The sequence below is a fragment of the Thiocapsa sp. genome (genome assembly GCF_022340925.1).
Classification (GTDB): Bacteria; Pseudomonadota; Gammaproteobacteria; order Chromatiales; family Chromatiaceae; genus Thiocapsa.
Window position 1 is genome coordinate 1 of the sequence record NZ_JAJDNA010000072.1, and the last position, 16,955, is coordinate 16,955.

The 16,955-nt window shown below is 66.2% G+C and carries 17 protein-coding genes; 6 read left to right on the forward strand and 11 right to left on the reverse strand.

Features of this window, described 5'->3' with window-relative positions; translation table 11 throughout:
* From ribB to glyA, 5 genes are all read right to left on the reverse strand, one after another.
* Positions 1-485 (reverse strand): 3,4-dihydroxy-2-butanone-4-phosphate synthase (ribB, locus tag LJE61_RS08950; RefSeq protein WP_296918180.1); only part of this gene is annotated, 485 nt, incomplete at its 3' end.
* Positions 486-534: 49 nt separating this feature from the next.
* Entirely contained in the window at positions 535-1,236 is a 702-nt protein-coding gene (locus tag LJE61_RS08955) for a riboflavin synthase (protein WP_296918182.1), read from the reverse strand.
* 192 nt (positions 1,237-1,428) lie between these two features.
* Positions 1,429-2,604 (reverse strand): bifunctional diaminohydroxyphosphoribosylaminopyrimidine deaminase/5-amino-6-(5-phosphoribosylamino)uracil reductase RibD, encoded by a 1,176-nt coding sequence (gene ribD / locus LJE61_RS08960; protein WP_296910641.1) that lies wholly within the window; start codon positions 2,602-2,604, stop codon positions 1,429-1,431.
* The gene (gene nrdR / locus LJE61_RS08965) at positions 2,601-3,116 is read right to left on the reverse strand and encodes a transcriptional regulator NrdR (protein WP_296910639.1); all 516 of its coding nucleotides are present in this window, start codon (positions 3,114-3,116) and stop codon (positions 2,601-2,603) included. Before nrdR ends, ribD begins: the two co-directional genes overlap by 4 nt.
* Complete coding sequence (gene glyA, locus LJE61_RS08970) at positions 3,117-4,373, reverse strand: serine hydroxymethyltransferase (RefSeq protein ID WP_296910637.1); 1,257 nt, start codon at positions 4,371-4,373, stop codon at positions 3,117-3,119.
* 263 nt (positions 4,374-4,636) lie between these two features.
* Between glyA and ubiG the strand changes: the two genes are divergently transcribed.
* The 4 genes from ubiG to LJE61_RS08990 all read left to right on the forward strand — a co-directional run bounded on the left by ubiG (position 4,637) and on the right by LJE61_RS08990 (position 7,859).
* The gene (ubiG, locus tag LJE61_RS08975; protein WP_296910635.1) at positions 4,637-5,356 is read left to right on the forward strand and encodes a bifunctional 2-polyprenyl-6-hydroxyphenol methylase/3-demethylubiquinol 3-O-methyltransferase UbiG; all 720 of its coding nucleotides are present in this window, start codon (positions 4,637-4,639) and stop codon (positions 5,354-5,356) included.
* A 132-nt stretch (positions 5,357-5,488) separates the two neighbouring features.
* Complete coding sequence (locus LJE61_RS08980; protein ID WP_296918185.1) at positions 5,489-6,337, forward strand: squalene/phytoene synthase family protein; 849 nt, start codon at positions 5,489-5,491, stop codon at positions 6,335-6,337.
* A gap of 77 nt (positions 6,338-6,414) precedes the next feature.
* Positions 6,415-7,182: an SDR family NAD(P)-dependent oxidoreductase gene (locus LJE61_RS08985; protein WP_296910630.1), complete on the forward strand. Its 768-nt coding sequence runs from the start codon at positions 6,415-6,417 to the stop codon at positions 7,180-7,182.
* A gap of 68 nt (positions 7,183-7,250) precedes the next feature.
* Positions 7,251-7,859 carry a hypothetical protein gene (locus LJE61_RS08990; protein WP_296910628.1) on the forward strand — a complete coding sequence of 203 codons (609 nt, stop codon included), beginning with the start codon at positions 7,251-7,253 and terminating at the stop codon, positions 7,857-7,859.
* Between the two features lie 73 nt (positions 7,860-7,932).
* On the opposite strand, the gene epmA is transcribed toward LJE61_RS08990, so the two are convergent.
* Positions 7,933-8,916: an EF-P lysine aminoacylase EpmA gene (gene epmA / locus LJE61_RS08995; protein ID WP_296910667.1), complete on the reverse strand. Its 984-nt coding sequence runs from the start codon at positions 8,914-8,916 to the stop codon at positions 7,933-7,935.
* An 83-nt stretch (positions 8,917-8,999) separates the two neighbouring features.
* On the reverse strand, positions 9,000-9,572 hold the full coding sequence (gene efp / locus LJE61_RS09000) for an elongation factor P (RefSeq protein ID WP_296910626.1): 573 nt from the start codon (positions 9,570-9,572) through the stop codon (positions 9,000-9,002).
* A gap of 34 nt (positions 9,573-9,606) precedes the next feature.
* Here efp and epmB point away from each other — a divergent pair, with 34 nt between their 5' ends.
* Together epmB and LJE61_RS09010 are read left to right on the forward strand one after the other, a co-directional pair.
* Complete coding sequence (gene epmB / locus LJE61_RS09005) at positions 9,607-10,617, forward strand: EF-P beta-lysylation protein EpmB (protein ID WP_296910624.1); 1,011 nt, start codon at positions 9,607-9,609, stop codon at positions 10,615-10,617.
* A gap of 232 nt (positions 10,618-10,849) precedes the next feature.
* On the forward strand, positions 10,850-12,937 hold the full coding sequence (locus LJE61_RS09010; RefSeq protein WP_296918187.1) for an EAL domain-containing protein: 2,088 nt from the start codon (positions 10,850-10,852) through the stop codon (positions 12,935-12,937).
* Between the two features lie 53 nt (positions 12,938-12,990).
* Here the strand turns inward: LJE61_RS09010 and LJE61_RS09015 are convergent, their stop codons facing one another.
* The 4 genes from LJE61_RS09015 to LJE61_RS09030 all read right to left on the reverse strand — a co-directional run bounded on the left by LJE61_RS09015 (position 12,991) and on the right by LJE61_RS09030 (position 16,272).
* A complete protein-coding gene (locus LJE61_RS09015) occupies positions 12,991-13,905 on the reverse strand; it encodes a 5'-nucleotidase (RefSeq protein WP_296910619.1) in 915 nt (304 codons plus the stop codon).
* A 93-nt stretch (positions 13,906-13,998) separates the two neighbouring features.
* A complete protein-coding gene (locus LJE61_RS09020; protein WP_296910617.1) occupies positions 13,999-14,544 on the reverse strand; it encodes a hypothetical protein in 546 nt (181 codons plus the stop codon).
* A gap of 275 nt (positions 14,545-14,819) precedes the next feature.
* Positions 14,820-15,452 (reverse strand): ParA family protein, encoded by a 633-nt coding sequence (locus LJE61_RS09025; RefSeq protein WP_296910615.1) that lies wholly within the window; start codon positions 15,450-15,452, stop codon positions 14,820-14,822.
* A 46-nt stretch (positions 15,453-15,498) separates the two neighbouring features.
* On the reverse strand, positions 15,499-16,272 hold the full coding sequence (locus LJE61_RS09030; protein WP_296910613.1) for a hypothetical protein: 774 nt from the start codon (positions 16,270-16,272) through the stop codon (positions 15,499-15,501).
* Between the last annotated feature and the right edge of the window lie 683 nt (positions 16,273-16,955).

Consider the following 16,955-nt stretch of genomic DNA (forward strand, 5'->3'; position numbering starts at 1 on the left):
GCCGGACTGTAGCCGGCGAGACGTGCCAGGTCGCACCCGGCCTCGGTATGGCCCGCGCGCACCAGGACCCCGCCGGGCTGAGCCATGAGGGGGAAGATGTGGCCAGGCTGGACCAGGTCCTTCGGCTCTGCATCCGGTGCCACGGCGGCGAGGATGGTCGTGGCGCGGTCGCCCGCCGAGATGCCCGTCGTGACGCCGCGGGCCGCCTCGATGGAGACGGTGAAGGCGGTCGAATGCGCGGCCTGGTTGTCATTGACCATCAGGGGCAGACGCAGGCGCTCGCAGTGCTCCTTGCTCAGCGTGAGGCAGATGAGACCTCTGCCGTACTTGGCCATGAAATTCACGGCCTCCGGCGTCACGCAGTCGGCGGCGAGCAGCAGGTCGCCCTCGTTCTCGCGATCCTCGTCGTCCATGATGACCACCATCCTGCCTTGACGGAGCTCTGCGATGATCTCTTCTGTGCTGTTGAGGCCTGAGTTACCCATTGCCGCCGTGTCGTATGGACGAAAAGCCGTGCATCTTAACAAATTATGATCAGTCGGCGGGTCTCACAAAGCCATGCTCGGCGAGAAACGCCGTCGTGAGGCGCGAGGCACCGCGGTCGGCCCCGCCCTGCGCGCCCGCATCCAACCCGGGGTCGGCCGCGCTCCCCAGCAGCAGCCGCTCCAGATAGCGGGCGATCAGATCGACCTCCAGGTTGACGCGCGTCCCGGTCTGATAGCCGCCGATGATCGTCTCCCGGAGGGTGTGGGGCACGATGTTCAGCTCGAAGCAGTCTCCATCCACGCGGTTGACCGTGAGGCTGGTGCCGTCGACGCAGATCGAGCCCTTCGCCGCGATGTAGCGTGCCAGCTCCACAGGCGCCCGGATCCGCAGCCGCCAGGAACGCGCATCCTCGCGCCGCTCGATGACCGTCCCGACGCCATCGACATGACCGCTGACCAGGTGTCCGCCGAGCGGCGTCGCTAGCGTCAGGGCCGTCTCCAGGTTCACCGGGCTGCCGGGCACCAGGTCACCCAGGGTCGTCAGGGACAGGGTCTCACGCGAGACATCGGCCGCGAATCCGCGCGCGCTCAGCTCGACCGCGGTCAGACAGACGCCATTGACCGCGACACTGTCGCCGCGCGCGACCCGGTCGAGACGCAGCTTTCCGGCATCGATTGCGACTCGCACATCGCCGCCTCGCGGCTCCAGGCGCTCGATCCGCCCGATGGATTGGATGATTCCGGTGAACATGGCTTCAGTGGTCAAAACACGATTTTGAATAAAATACCGATTCTGGATGAAGCGGCCGGCCGCCGGCCCGCGGCGATCGACGTCTCGGGAGCTCGCTTCACACCGGCCAGACACATGACCGCCGATCCCGGATTCAACCATCCCAGGCGGTCTGATTCCTTCGTGCGCGTGCAGTTCCAAGGACCGTTCGGCTCAAGCCCCCGATGACCCGCCGTCGCGAGCCGGGCGGGCGGTGACCCGCAGGTCGCGACCGACCGCGCGCACCGAGACGATCTCGAGGGGCACGCGATCGCTCATGCGCGCGACACCCGGGAGCTGGAACAGGCCCCGCGCGCGATCGCCCATGAGGTGCGGGGCGAGATAGACGACGATCTCGTCGACCAGGCCGGCCTCGAGCGCCGCCCCGGCCAGGGTCGGGCCGGTCTCCAACAGGACCTCATTGATCTCGCGCCGCGCGAGCTCGGCCATCAAGGCGCCGAGATCGACCTGGCCGCCACGCGCGCGGCAGAGGTGGACCAGGCCACCGGAACGCTTCAACCCGGCCATCCGAGTCGGATCATCGACCGCCCCGACGATCAGGGTCGTGCCGGGCAGCCTCAGGATGCGCGAGCCCGGGGGGGTCCGCCAGCGGCTGTCGACCACCACGCGAAGCGGTTGGCGAACCGGCTCGTCCGCCCCCATGCCCGGCAGGTCCGCCGGGGTCAAGCGGACGTCGAGGCCGGGATCATCGGCCAGGAGGGTCCCGATACCGGTCACGACGGCGGAGCTGCCCGCGCGCAGCCGCTGCACCTCGCGCCGCGCCGGCTCGCCGGTGATCCATTGACTCTCCCCGTTTGACATCGCGGTGCGCCCGTCGAGGCTCGCCGCGAGCTTGCACAGGACATGGGGCCGGCCCTGCTCCATCCGCTTGACGAACCCCGGATTCAGGGCGCGTGCCGGGGCCTCCAGCAAGCCCGTCTCGACGCGGATCCCCGCCTCGCTCAGCAGCCTGAGGCCGCGGCCCGCGACCAGCGGGTTGGGGTCCACCATCGCGCACACCACACGTGCGACACCGGCCTGGATCAGCCCGTCGGTGCACGGCGGGGTGCGGCCCTGGTGGCAACAGGGCTCGAGCGTCACATAGGCCGTCGCACCGCGGGCGCGATCACCCGCCTCGTTCAGGGCGTGTCGTTCCGCATGCGGCTCCCCTGCCCGCCGATGCCACCCCTCGCCGACGACCCTGCCGGCATGCACGATCAGGCACCCGACGCGCGGGTTGGGGTGCGTCGTGAAACGCCCGCGTTCGGCCAGCTCGATGGCGCGTGCCATGAAGGCGAGGTCCGCTCCCGGACGCACGCCCGGCAATCGATCCTCGTCCGGTCCCGTCATCGCGGCTTGGGCTCCAGCTCCTGGAGCAGATCCAGCTGCTGGCGTTTCGCCTCAGGTGTCGGCTGACGCTCGAGCCGCTCGATCTCCTCGCGGAAGGCCGCGACGTCCTCGAACTGGCGATAGACGGATGCGAAACGGACATAGGCGACCTGATCAAGCTGCCGGAGCTCATCCATGACGAGCTCGCCGACGAGCAGCGAGGGAACCTCAGTCTCGCCACTGGACATCAGACGGCGCTGGATCCGCCACATCGCGGTATCGATCTGGTCGGTGCTGACCGGTCGCTTCTCGAGCGCCCGCATCATCCCGGAGCGCAGCTTGCGCCCGTCGAAGGGCGCACGGCTGCCGTCACGCTTGATGACACGCGGCAGATTGAGCTCGGCTGTCTCGAAGGTCGTGAACCGCTCGTGGCAGACGACGCATTTGCGCCGCCGGCGCACCTGCTCGCCCTCACCGGAGAGCCGGGAATCCACCACCTTGGTGTCTTGGGCACCGCAGAACGGGCAACGCATTCAATGCTCGTAGACGGGGAAGCGGCGACACAGCTCCAACACCCTCGCCTTGACTGCTTCGGTGGTCGCCGCATCGCCGCGGGCATCGATCAGGTCGCACATCCACCCCGCGAGATCGCGTGCCTCCTGGGTCCCGAAGCCGCGCGTTGTGACCGCGGGCGTGCCCACCCGAATGCCGCTGGTGACGAAGGGCGACTGCGGATCGTTGGGGACGGCATTCTTGTTGACCGTGATGTTGGCGGCGCTCAGCCAGGCGTCGACCTCCTTCCCGGTCAGGCCCTGGGAGATGAAGCTCACCAGGAACAAGTGGTCGTTGGTGCCTCCGGACACCACGTCGTAACCGCGTGAGAGAAACACCTCAGCCATCGTCTGGGCGTTCAGCACGACCTGCTTCTGGTAGAGCTTGAAGCCCGGCTCGAGCGCCTCTTTGAAGGCCACCGCCTTGGCGGCGATCACATGCATGAGGGGACCACCCTGGATGCCTGGGAAGACCAGGGAGTTGAGCCGCTTCTCGAGCTCGGGATTGGCCTTGGCCAGGATCAGCCCGCCGCGCGGTCCGCGCAAGGTCTTGTGGGTCGTCGTGGTGGTCACATCGGCGATCTGCACCGGACTCGGGTAGACGCCCGCGGCAACCAGGCCGGCGACATGCGCCATATCGACCAGCAGGTAGGCGCCGACGGCGTCGGCGATCGCCCGAAAACGCGACCAGTCGACGATGCGGGAATAGGCCGAGAAGCCGGCGATGATCATGCGCGGGCGGTGCTCCAGTGCGAGGCGCTCGACCTCGGTATAGTCGATCTCGCCGGTCCTGGGATCCAGACCGTACTGCACCGCGTTGTAAAGCTTGCCTGAAAAGCTCGGCTTGGCGCCATGCGTCAAGTGACCGCCATGGGCCAGGCTCATCCCCAGTACGCAGTCGCCCGCCTCGCACAGGGCCATATAGACCGCCGCGTTGGCCTGGGAGCCGGAGTGCGGCTGAACGTTGGCATAGTCAGCCCCGAAGAGCTGTTTGGCACGCTCAATGGCGAGCCGCTCGGCGACATCGACATATTCGCAGCCACCGTAGTACCGTTTGCCGGGGTAGCCTTCGGCGTACTTGTTGGTCAGGACGCTGCCCTGCGCGGCAAGGACCCGGGGGCTGGCATAGTTCTCGGAGGCGATCAGCTCGACATGCTCCTCCTGGCGACGCTCCTCGTCCCTGATCGCGCCCCAGAGCTCGGGATCGAAATCGCTGATCTGCATGGTCTTCTCGTACATCTCTGTTTCCCCGGGCGATGCAAAGCCGTAAAGTATATCGATTTTTCGCACCCGAGTCGCCATTTCACGGGTGGCCGGACGGGTGCGTCACAACGCGTGCCGCCATCCTGCGACCGCGCCCGTCCTCACGTCTCACCCAAGTGGAGACGTCGCGCGCGTCCTACAAACCCGGGGCGCGATCAGGACGATTTGCAGCCGCCGTTCTCGCCGGAGGCGGCGTGGCATGCCCTGCCCTCGCCCAAGCCAAAAGGGGAAACCCGATCATGACCGAGACCCTGCACAACGTCGATCATTCCGAGATCAGCAAGTTCGAGGAGCTCGCCTCGCGCTGGTGGGACCCGCACAGTGAGTTCAAGGCGCTGCATGACATCAATCCGCTGCGCCTGGACTACATCGACGGGTCGGTCGGTCTCGCGGGCAAGCGCGTCCTGGATGTGGGGTGCGGCGGCGGCATTCTCTCGGAATCCATGGCCTTGCGCGGCGCCGAGGTCACCGGCATCGACATGGGCGAGATGCCGCTTCGCGTCGCGGAGCTCCATACGCTGGAGACGGGGGTGGCGGTGAGCTACCGGCGGGTGCCGGTCGAGACGCTCGCGGCGGAGCAGCCGGGTGGGTTCGATCTCGTGACCTGCATGGAGATGTTGGAGCACGTCCCGAGCCCGGCCTCCGTCGTCGATGCCTGCGCGCGCCTGGTGCGACCCGGCGGCACGGTGGTCTTCTCGACACTGAACCGCAACCCCAAGTCCTACCTGTTGGCGATCCTTGGTGCTGAATACCTCTTGGGCATGCTGCCGAAGGGCACCCACGACTACGCGCGCTTCATTCGCCCCGCGGAGCTGCACGCCTGGGTCCGTCCGACCGCCCTTCGCACCACCGACATGACAGGGCTGACCTACAACCCCCTGACCCGGACCTACCGGCTCGACCCGGACGACCTGGACGTCAATTACCTCGTCACCTGCGTTCGCGATCCGGATGGGTAGTGCCCGTCGCAACAGCCCGTCTGTCACGGTCCCGGATCACCGCGGTGCTCCGCGCGCCGGCGCGCCTGCATCCGGTGAGGACTCCGAGCGCTCGGGACACGACCCCGGCCGCTCGGCGGACGACATCGGGTGATGCGGCCTCGACCGGCGCGAGCGGAGTGGGGGTTTCCGAATTCGGCCACGCCGCCCGGCTCGACTGCCTACTACAGCCTGCGGTTCGCACCGAGCCGCCTGCGCGACGACCTCGCCGTCCTCCTCGCCTGGCGCTACCTGGTGCGTTCGGTGGCCGATCAGGTCTCGGACCCCGGCGTTGCCGCGCGCAAGCTCGAGTGGTGGCACCATGAGCTGGAACGTATCTTCAAGGGCGTCGGCAGTCATCCGCTCGCGCGCCCCCTCGGCCGGCTGGTCACGCGTGCCGAGCTGCCGCCGCAGCCCTTCATCGACGTCATTTGGGCGACCGAGGCGATCCTGACGGGTCGCCGGGCGAACGAAACCGAGGACCTGGTCGCCTGGGCCGATCGAGATCTGGGCGCACTCTTCGAGCTGATCGTCCGTGTCCATGGGCAGGGCCGGGCGGTCCCAGCAGCCAGCGCCCGTGGGGCCGGCGCCTATTGCGCCCTGGTCGAGCTCTTCCGGGAGAGCGGGCGGCTGCTGAGGCAGGGGCGCCGTCATTTCCTGCCCTGGGATCGCGCTTCCAGTCTTGGATCGAGCCGGTCCGACCTCCGCGCTGCCGGCCACCGCGAGCGTCTTGCGCCGCTGCTCGGCGACCTTTTCCCGGAGGTGACACGCTATCGTGCCACCCTCGATGCGGACTTTGGGCTGTTGCCCACCGCGATCCGGGTCCGCGTTCGCCTGGCGGATCGGCTGCTGGCAGAGCTCGCCGCCAGCGGCTTTCGGGTCGCCGATCAGCGGATCAGCCTGACCCCGATCCGCAAGCTCTGGAACGCCTGGCGCGAAAGCCGGCGTCCGGGGGTTGAATGATCCGCAATGCCCGATCGAGCGGGAAGGGCGATAATCCCCAGCACCACTTCCATCTTTATCGGAGACCCATCGAACCCATGGATCAAGGCACCCACGACGCGGACCGACTCGATGAGCGCATCATTCTGGTGACCGGTGCGGCTGAGGGCGTCGGGCGCGCCGTTGCCCTCGCCTGCGCCGCCCACGGGGCGACCGTCGTCCTGTCCGAGTCGAGCGACTCGGATCTGAACGACACCTATGACAGGATCGCGGCGTCAGGCGGTCCCGAGCCGGCGATCCTGCCACTGAATCTGGAGACCGCCGGTGAAGAGGACTTCCTGGCGGCGGCCGACGTCCTCGGCGAGGCTTTCGGGCGCCTCGACGGGCTGGTCCATTGCGCCGCGTTCGCGCCATTTCTCAGCCGCATCGACGACTATGATGCCAGCGAATGGGAGCGCGTCCTGCGCATCAACCTGACCGCGCCCTTTCTCCTCACGCAGGTCTCCATGCCGTTGCTCCGGGCGTCCGAAGATGCCTCCGTCATCTTCACCTCGGACCGGGTCGGCCGCCGGGGTCTGGCCTATTGGGGCGCCTATGCTGCGGCGAAATTCGGCATCGAGGGACTCATGCAGGTTCTGGCCGCGGAGACCCGCGAAGGCGGACGGATCAGGGTCAACAGCATCGATCCCGGCGTCGTGCGCACGGCCCTGCGGGCACGCCTCTATCCTGGCGAGAACCCCGCGGCCAATGCGCCCCCCGAGTCGGTCACCGGCGCCTATCTGCGCCTCCTCGGTCCGCGTGGGCGCGGGATCAGCGGGAAGGCGCTGGAGGCAAGCGACGAGCGCCCGAGTCGAACAGGCGCCTAGGCTCCAAGGACCGGATTTCGTAAACGCTCCGCCACCCGGCGCGCGGGGGCGGCATAGAGGGCATGACCATGAGGACAAAGATCACGTCGACCTTGATCCTGGCTGCGACCCTGGGCCTGGCGGCCACGGCAGGTGCGGATGAGGTCACCGATCAGTTGGATGCGGCGAAGCGTTCCTATCAGGCGGGTGAGCTCAGACGCGCGGTGGAAACCCTGAATTTTGCCGTCGCCAAGATCCAGGAACGGATTACGGCGGGTCTGCTGGAGCTGTTTCCTCCGCCCCTGGAGGGGTGGCAGGCGGACGAGGCGCAATCCCAGTCGGGGGGCCTCGCATCGATGCTCACAGGCACCAACCTCAGCCGGCGCTATGTCCGGGACGATGGCGCGGAGGTGACGCTCACCTTGATGGCCGACTCGCCGATGATGCCCATGTTGACCATGGCCATCACCATGCCTTTCGTGATGCAGGCCAATGAGGACCTCAAGACTTACTCGCTCCAGGGCGAACGGGGCATGATTGAGCACAAAGCCGGCAGCCAGGAATACAAGGTGACCCTGATGGTTGGAAGCCGGCTGCTGGTTCAGGGCGAAGGCACGGGGATCCAGGACGCTGCACCCCTGGAGCAGTATCTCCAGGCCCTGGACCTGAATGCCATTCAGAAGGCACTCACTGACTGAGTCCAGGGCAACCGCCTGCTCGAGGCCCGAGCGGTCCGGTCGGACCGCTCCCGGCATCGAGCGACGGTCCCGCTCAGGCCCGCTCGAGCGGGAAGGCAAGCACCTCGTCGATGTGTCCGGCACCGGTTGCGATCATCAGCAAACGGTCGAGTCCGATGGCGACCCCGCTCGCGGACGGCATCCCGGAGCCCAGCGCGGCAAGCAGGCGTTCGTCCGGAGGGGTCGCGGCGAGGTCGCGGCGGTGCCGTTCGGCGAGATCGCGCACGAAGCGCGCACCCTGCTCGGCGGCATCGGTCAGCTCCTGGAACCCATTGGCCAGCTCTAGGCCCTCGATGTAGAGCTCGAAACGCTGCGCGAACGCTGCACCGACATGATCCTCATCGGCTCGCTGGATGCGTGCCATGGCGGCCTGGCTCGGTGGGTAGTCATAGACAAAGCTCAAACATCCGCGCCCGAGCCGCGGCTCGAGACTCAGGGCGAGCAAGAGATCGAGCCAGGCGTCCCGCTCCAACTCCAACCGATCGGCATCGGGCATGCCGATGTCCGCGGCGACCGCGCGCAGAGACTGGGGCGCCGCCTCCCAGGGGTCGAGACCCAGGCGGTCGAGAAAGAGGTCGCGATAACGCAGCCGCTCCATCGGCATCGCCGGGCGCTGCAGGACGACACGAACCAGATCGGCCACCTCCTCCATGAGTCGGCCGTAGTCCCACCCCGGACGATACCATTCCAGCATGGTGAACTCGGGGTGATGGAAACGCCCCCGCTCCCCGCCCCGAAAGACTTTGCAGATCTGATAGATCGGCCCACTCCCGGCAGCCAGAAGGCGTTTCATCGGAGCCTCGGGAGAGGTCTGCAGATAGAGCCTGTGCTCTCCAATCGATCCCTGGCCAGGAGCCGGGCACATCAGGCTGAGGCTCTCGAGCGCTGGATCGGTTACCCCGCGCCGGGACAGGATCGGGGTCTCGACCTCCAGGACCCCGGCGGCGGCGAAGAAGGCGCGGATGCGCTCAAGCATCGCGGCCCGGTGACGCATGGTCTCCGGCGCGGCGCAGGGCAGCCAGTCATTGCCGTCCCCCGCCCGGGGTGCATCCTTGGCGAGGGGCGCTGAATGCGTCCTGGCCCGCGGGTCGCGCAACGGCCTCAGCTGTCCTTCGCCCGCGAGACGTATGCTCCGGTCCGGGTATCGACCTTCACGAGCTCGCCGGTCTGCACGAACAGGGGAACCCGAACCACCGCGCCTGTCTCCAGGGTGGCGGGCTTGCCACCGCCCCCCGAGGTGTCTCCCTTCAGCCCCGGGTCGGTCTCGGTAATGGCCAGCACGACAAAGTTGGGCGCCTCCACGCTCAAGGGGACGCCGTTCCACAGCGTCACCTTGCAAATGTCCTCCTCCTTGATCCACTTGGCGGCGTCACCCACGGCGTTCGCATCAGCCGTCATCTGCTCGAAGCTGGCCGGGTCCATGAAGTGCCACTCCTCGCCGTCATTGTAGAGATACTGCATATCGGTATCATGCACGTCGGCCGCCTCGACCGTCTCGCCGGACTTGAAGGTCTTCTCCACGACTCGCCCGGTCTTGAGATTGCGCACCCGTACACGGTTGAATGCCTGACCTTTGCCTGGCTTCACGAATTCGTTCTCGACGATGCTGTAAGGATCACCGTCCAACATGATCTTGAGCCCGCCCTTGAACTCATTGGTGCTGTAGAAGGCCATATCGTCCTCGTCGACAGTGGAGCTAAACCGCATCATGGTACCGCGAAGCAGCGCGGCTTGTCAGACACCGGCATGGAGGCAGGACCTTCTCGAGGCCTATCGGGATGCCGATGATCTACTCGCCAAGCTCTGCCTGACTCGACGCGAGATCCCGGATCTCGATTGCGATCCGCCGGTGCTCCGCATGCTGGTGCCGCGCGGCTTCGCGGACTTGATGAAGCCGCGGGATCCCCATGACCCCCTGCTGCGCCAGGTCCTCCCCTTGGCCTCGGAGCGATGCCGGATCGCCGGGTTCAGCCAGGACCCCGTTGACGACGAGTCGGCCAACCGCGGAGACGGACTGCTGCGAAAATACGAAGGCCGTGCCCTGATGCTCGTGACTGGCGCCTGCGCGATTCACTGCCGCTATTGCTTTCGAAGGCATTTCCCTTACTCGGCGCTTGGCGCCGCGGGGCCTCGTACCTCAGCCGCGCTGGCCCGGATCGCCGCGGACCGCCAGATCACCGAGCTCATACTCAGCGGCGGGGACCCTCTGATGGTGGACGATCAACCGCTCGCGGAGCTGGTCGAGCGTTTGGAGGGGATCGCACACCTGAAAGGTCTGCGGATCCATTCACGCCTCCCGGTCGTCCTGCCGAGACGGGTCACCCGGGATCTGTGCGACCTGCTCGGTGCGAGTCGCTTCAAGGTCCTCGTTGTGATCCACGCGAATCACCCCGACGAGCTCGGGGGCGCGGCGGAAACGGCGCTGCTGCGGCTCCGAGGTGCCGGGGTCCACTTGCTGAACCAGAGCGTCTTGCTGCGTGGAATCAATGACACGGCCGAAATATTGCGCGCCCTCAGCGAACGACTCTTCGACTGCGGCACCCTGCCCTATTACCTCCACCAGCTCGACCCCGTCGAGGGCGCGGCACATTTCGAGGTGTCGGATGCATACGCACTGCAGCTCATGCACGCGCTGCGATCACAGGTCCCGGGCTATCTGGTCCCGCGTCTGGTACGCGAGATCCCGGGTGCCGACTCCAAGATTCCCTTGCTCGGCTGAGCAGGCGCCGGCCCATGCCGTCTCGGCACGCATCGATCGATCGTCAGGACACCGATCCTGCGCTGTCGGATCGATCGTGGATGCGACACCCGCCGGCGGCGCCGGGGCGACCCCACAATGGGACCGCCAGCAGCCATCGCGGAGCCCGCTTTTTTCACGTTCTGGGCACCCCTGCACGAAAACGACGTTGCTTCTGCGTTAGGATCCAAGAAGCCCGACTCCAGGTCAGACCATGCCCGCGCCATTGCCATCACTCACATTGCTGCTGCTGACGTCCGATGCGGCCCGGGCGGAGCGGCTGATCGCCCGGCTGCGCGAGATCGGGCTGGCGGCGCGCGCGATGGTCACCTCGCGGGTCGACCGGCTGGACGAGGTGCTCGCCCGGCGTGCCTTCGACATCATCCTCTGGTGGAGCGCCGACGGCGAAGTCGGCCAAGAGGCGGTCGTCTCCAGCCTGAGCGAGGGTCCCGCGGAGATTCCGCTCATCATCGTTACGGGCGCGGAAGCGTCTGCCGACGACCTCGCCACGGCGCGGCGCACCGGGGCACGCGACCTGGTTCCCGGCGGGAAGGACGAGCAGCTGGAATGGGTCATCGAGCGTGAGGCGGCCGATCTTCTGCAGCGCCGTCGCTGTCGCGAGCTCGGTGCGCGGCTCGTCCGCTCGGAGCGCCGTGCTCGTGAGCTGGTCGATCGGACAGGCGATGCGATCGCCTTCGTGGATGCGGATTTACACCTCTACGCCAATCATGCCTATCTCCGGCTGCTCGGCTACCAAGCAGTGGAGGAGCTGCAGCTCGTTTCCTTCCTGGATCTGGTCGACCCAGGGCAGCGCGTAGTGGTCCAGGACCTGCTGCGCGCCGCAAGTCGCCCCGATCAGAGCGACCCGCTCGAAGCCAGCGCCAGGCTGTACCCGCCTCAGGCGCATGGGTTCGAGGCACATCTGTCCGCAGCCCAGTCGCTGCACGATGGCCGCCAGTGTCTGCGTCTGATCGTGACCCCGAAGACGCGGGCAACCGAACCGTCGCCGCTGACGCTGACGACCGGCGAGCCGGATATCGGGGCTGCGGGCCGTTCAACGCTATTCAGCCAGATCGAAGCCCGTCTGGGTGCGGAGCGAGTGGTTGAGGCCCCCTTCACCCTCTTCTTCATCCATGTGCTGCAACATGCAGGGCTCGTGCAGGACCTCGGCCTCGCGCGTGCCCTGGAGCTCGTCGATGGCCTCGGCAGCGCGTTGCAGCCCATGGTTGCGGAATCCGGCTGCGTCGCGCGGGTTAGCGATGACGGCTTCGCGATGATCATTGATGGAATCGATGAGGAGGCCGCCGAGGAGACCGCAGAGCGCATTCGGGCAACGGCGCGCCTGCCGGGCAGGGCGGAGGAAGCGGCGCGCAACGAGGCTGACTGCCAGCTCGGCTACGTCATGGTCCAGGGCCGCGCGGCCCCCGCCGAGGAGATCCTCAACGCGGCATACCGGGTTGCGATGGACGCCAGCACCGCGCCGATCGGCGATAGCCTGGCGCCCCGCCCCCCCGCCTCGCTCGCTGCCCGGGTCAAGCAGGAGACCGACGAGGATGACGTCCAGCTGGCCGAGAAGGTCGCATACGCCCTGCGCCAGGACCAGCTCAAGCTCGTCTATCAACCGATCGTCAGTCTCATGGGGGACAATCACGAGAACTACAGCGTCCTGGTCAGATTACTCGATGAAGAAGCTGGCCTGCTCGGCGCAAACGACTTCATCGGCGCGGCGATCCGGACCGGATTCGTCCTGGACGTGGACCATTGGACCATTCGATCCGCGATCCGGATCCTCGCCGAAGAGCGCCGCGCGGGGCGTAATCTGCGGCTGTTCATTAACCTGGCCGAGGACACCTTTCGCCATCCGAGCATCGTCCCCTATATCTGCGACTGCCTGCGTGAGCTGGACGCCCGCGGCAACTGGCTTGCCTTCCAGTTTCAGGAGCAGCTCGTCGCGGACAATCTAGGAAATCTGGCGAAGATCGTCGATGAGCTGAGGCACATCAAATGCCGCATCGCGATCAACCGCTTCGGTGCCACCCAACGGCCCGAGATGATCCTGGAGGCATTGCCGGTCGATTTCGTGATGCTGATGCCCGACTATGCTTACGGCCTTGCGGATGACCAGGCCAAGCAGCAGCGTGTCCTGGCGCTCGCGAATCTGGCGCGAGAGTTCAACGTCAAAAGCGTGGTCACCGGAGTCGAAGACGCGCAGACCTTGACCGTCCTCTGGACAGCCGGCGTCGACTATGTCCAAGGCAACTTTCTCCAGCGCCCGTCGCCGAGCCTCCACATCGACCCCTGAGCCCGGGCGCGGCGGTCGGCCCTTCCCTTCACCCGCTCGCCCAACGGCCTGCCTCACTCCACATTCGCAACGCCATGAGGGACATGGCCGGTCGCCACGTGCCGGCTCGCCGCGTCGCAGTGCACCTGCTGGTCGTCAAAGAAGATGTCCGCGTCGAATGCGGCGAGGAACCGGCCCTTATCCAGCCCACCGAGGAAAAGGGCCTCGTCGATCCGGATGTCCCAAGCGCGGAGCGTGCGGATCACCCGCTCATGAGAAGGTGCGCCGCGCGAGGTCACGAGCGCGGTGCGCAGCGGGGAGTCTTCCGCAGGAAACAGCGCCTGGAGCTGATGGATCGCCACCAGCAGGCCCTTGAACGGTCCGCCCGGCAGCGGCTCATGGGCCGCCGCGAATTCGCTCGCGTTGAAGACCTCGAGCCCTTCCCGACGATAGAGCCGCTCAGCGTCGTCCGAAAAAAGCACGGCATCGCCATCGAAGGCGATGCGGACCTGGTCGTCCTCGTCCGCATCGGTCACAAAGGCAGCGGGCAGCACCGTTGCCGCCGCACAACCTGCATTCAAGGCCAGGCGCACATCCCTCGGGTCAGCGGAGAGAAACAGATGTGCCCCGAACGCCGCCAGATAGCGGTAGGGACTGGCGCCCCCCGTGAAGGCGGCGCGCGTGATATCGAGGCCGTAGTGATGGGCGGAAGTCAGGACGCGAAGCCCCGTGTCCGAGCTGTTTCGCGAGATGAGGATCACCTCCACACGGCCCCGGTCACCCAAAGTGGTATTGAGGTTCATGAGTTTCCTGGCGAGCGCGAAGGCCACCCCGGGCTCGAGGATGTCGTTCTCATGCGCGACCTGGTAATCCCGGTACGCATCCACGCCCTGATTCTCGAACACGCGGTGTGAAGCGCTCAGATCGAACAATGCGCGCGAGGAGATGGCGACGCTCAGCCGAACGGCTTCCGTGACGCCGGTCTGCACCTACGACTCCAGGATCGACGGGGGTGGAAGCATACGCCGTGACTGCATCTCAGGCCATCGGGGACATGGAGCCGCCGCCGGGGCCAGACCGGGCTACCAGGGCATGAACCAGTTCATGAAATGCATCGGGCGGCTGACATTCTGGTTCATGACGGCCATGTCGTCGCGCATCGAGGAGGTGGACATCGTCATGTGCTGCATCGCCCGATCCATCGTCTGCATGCTGGTCAACATCGGCTCGAGCGTGTTGACGTCGCGGGCCATCGAATCGACGCTCACCGCCATCGTGCGGACGTTGGCGCTCATCTGACCAACATTGTCCGAGATCGACTGCATATTGCTGGCCAGCACGGTCATGTTCGTATCGACGCTGATCGCCAGATAGTGGACGTCCTGGGCGAGGCTGAAGACCAGATAGAATCCGTAGGCGGCCAGGATGATGAAGGCGAACAGGGAGGGATAGACGATCAGCTCCCAACGTTTTGCGCTGGTCTCGAAGGCCTGCGACAGCCGCTCGATCGCAAAGGCATGGAGCTGCGTCTCGTTGACTTCAGAGGCGAATGCCTCGGCATCGCTCTGCTCTTTCGACGATCCGCCGGCCGCCGGGGTCGTCCCTTTTGGGGTCTCGTGGTGCGCCATGGCTTGAGCTGGCTCGTATCAGCGAGTGGTTTAGTTGATGTTTTCGCTTGGCAATTGAAGCTTAACAGAAACCCCGGCATCGGCAACCTGACCTGACGGTCAGGCCAAGCTCAGGACCGGGCCCAACCGGCCTCGTCCCGCGCCTCGGGCGACTCAAAGGATCCCTCGCACTCCCCCTTGAGACGGGATGACGGGATCGGGGCCCCGTGAGGCGGCGCGCGGTTGCTCGGTCTGTTTCGTAGACACCCTGCAACACTGCAGGGTTCAGTGATGACTCAACTGACCAGGTTTGGATAGAGTGCTGCGGCCAGTCCGAGGAACTCGCGCGCTGCCTTGCCCCTGGATTCGAGCTCGAACACCGCCAGTCCCTCGCTGAACGAGCGCCGGAAGACCGTGCGCTGCGAGAGTCGCGGCCGGATAAACCGAATCCCCGGGAGCGACACCAATGCGGCAGCAGCCTCGTTGGTCTCCCGAACCGCGTGATGGGTGTCCCCTCGATTGATGAATCCGATGATATCGGGTGGCGTGTCCCGCTCAACCGAGGCGATCAGTTGAATGAAGCGCTGAGTCGACCAGATATCCGCCTGCGAGGGCGGGACCGGAACCACAACCCGGTCGCACCGGCTGAGCGCCAACCTCATGCTGTCCATGTCGGAGGTCCCCACGTCCACCAGGATCTCGTCGGCGGCCCTCGACTGCTCCTGGCTCAAGGCATCGGCGCCGGCGGCTTGGAGAATCGGATCGAAACCCTCCTCCTTGCGCACGTCGATGACATCCGTCAGCGTCGCCTGTGGGTCCGCATCGATCAGCTGGACCTTGGCGCCCGCCATGGCAAGCCAGACCCCAAGGTTGAAGGTCAGCGTACTCTTTCCCGAACCGCCCTTCAGACTGCCGACAATCGTGATCATGATTTCGTTCCGACTCAGCGTTGGCGTCCGATGCTGCCCCAAACGGTCACTGTTCGGGGCTCGGCATCTCCATACGGGTGTAGCCTGCGGGAACGGTAAACAGATGGTCAGGCTGCTCAGCGATCCGGATCGACTTGAGCTCTCGAACGTAACCGCCTGGAAACTCTTCTCGCACCGACAGCTTGAGTTGAGGGTCGTACCACTGAAAGGTCCGACTCGGCTGCTCGTTGGGAAGGGTCGTCGTCATCTCCCATTTCTCGACCTGCCGACCCTCGATGCTCTCATTGCCGACGAGCTTCAGCTCCATGGTCTCCCCGTTAGGCATCTCATGTTTCAATGGAAGTCCGCGCTCGGCGTCGATCCACTGCACGCCCTTCAGCGTCTTCCCCTCATGGGTCATCACCATCTCCCATTTGACGGCGGGACGCCCGCTGACATCTTCCTGACCGAGGCGTCGGCAGCTCATGCCCGGCATACCGGCGCAAGGGTCCGACTCGGCCGAGGGCAACGGGGCCGGGGCATCGCCGCCACCCTGCCCCTCCGACCCCCCCTGCTCGATATAGCTCTGCTGGTCTGGGAAGAGGATCCACTCCATGCGACGGTTCTGGTCGCTGATGCGCACGATTTCGCGTCCCTGTTGGGTCATCTCCATACGCATCCGCCCGTCCCCGACGTACATCCGACCGGACACCACTTGCCCGTCCGGCCCACGGCTGATCATGTCGGCGGAGAACTGGACCCCGGCGATCTCCCCCCGCGCAGTCGCCACCAGCGCGGTCGCCAGTGCGATACCGATTAACGCTACTCGTTGTGCTCTCATCTTGTCTTATCCTCCCATCGATCGGTGATCTTTCGTTAACACAGCCTGCGCCTCGAACCGTGCCCATTCACTGGCGGCGCCAAGCAACGCCTGGACGGGACGTTCGTTCGCGGCCGCATCCTGAGCAGGCAAGGCAGCCGGCGCCCCGCCCGGGAGCGAAACATCAGCGCCCCTGCCAGGGGCTCGGCTCGAAACCATACGTGCGTGGTGGAGGGGTCAACGCGTCCATCAGACCGCGTGGGCCAGACGCTGGGCCTCCCCACGCCTCGTCTTCCATGCCCAAGGGACGCCAGCCGCGGGTTTGCGTATGCCGTTCAAGCTCCTTGTCGGTGAGCGGGCGGAATCGGTATACGTCATCGCCCTGTCGGGCGCTCCACTGGTCTGAGCCGGGTTGCGGGTCTCCTCGAAAGCGGTATTGTGGATAGGAACCGCTGCCCCCGTCAGCCCATGTTTCGGACGAAGGCGGCACGGCTCGACTCTCCGAACGCGAATCCCCGGAGTAGAGGTTGCCGGTGCGTCCGCCCCAGGCCCGATCCGACCAGACGCCGCCCAACTCATCCCCAAAGCGGGGCTGGCGGTCGTCCGGATTCCAGGCCGGCTCCGCCCGCGGCCCATACGGCTCTCCAAATCGTCCGAATGTCCCCGCGGTGGAACCGGCCTCCCGCTCCGGTTGGACGGCCGGT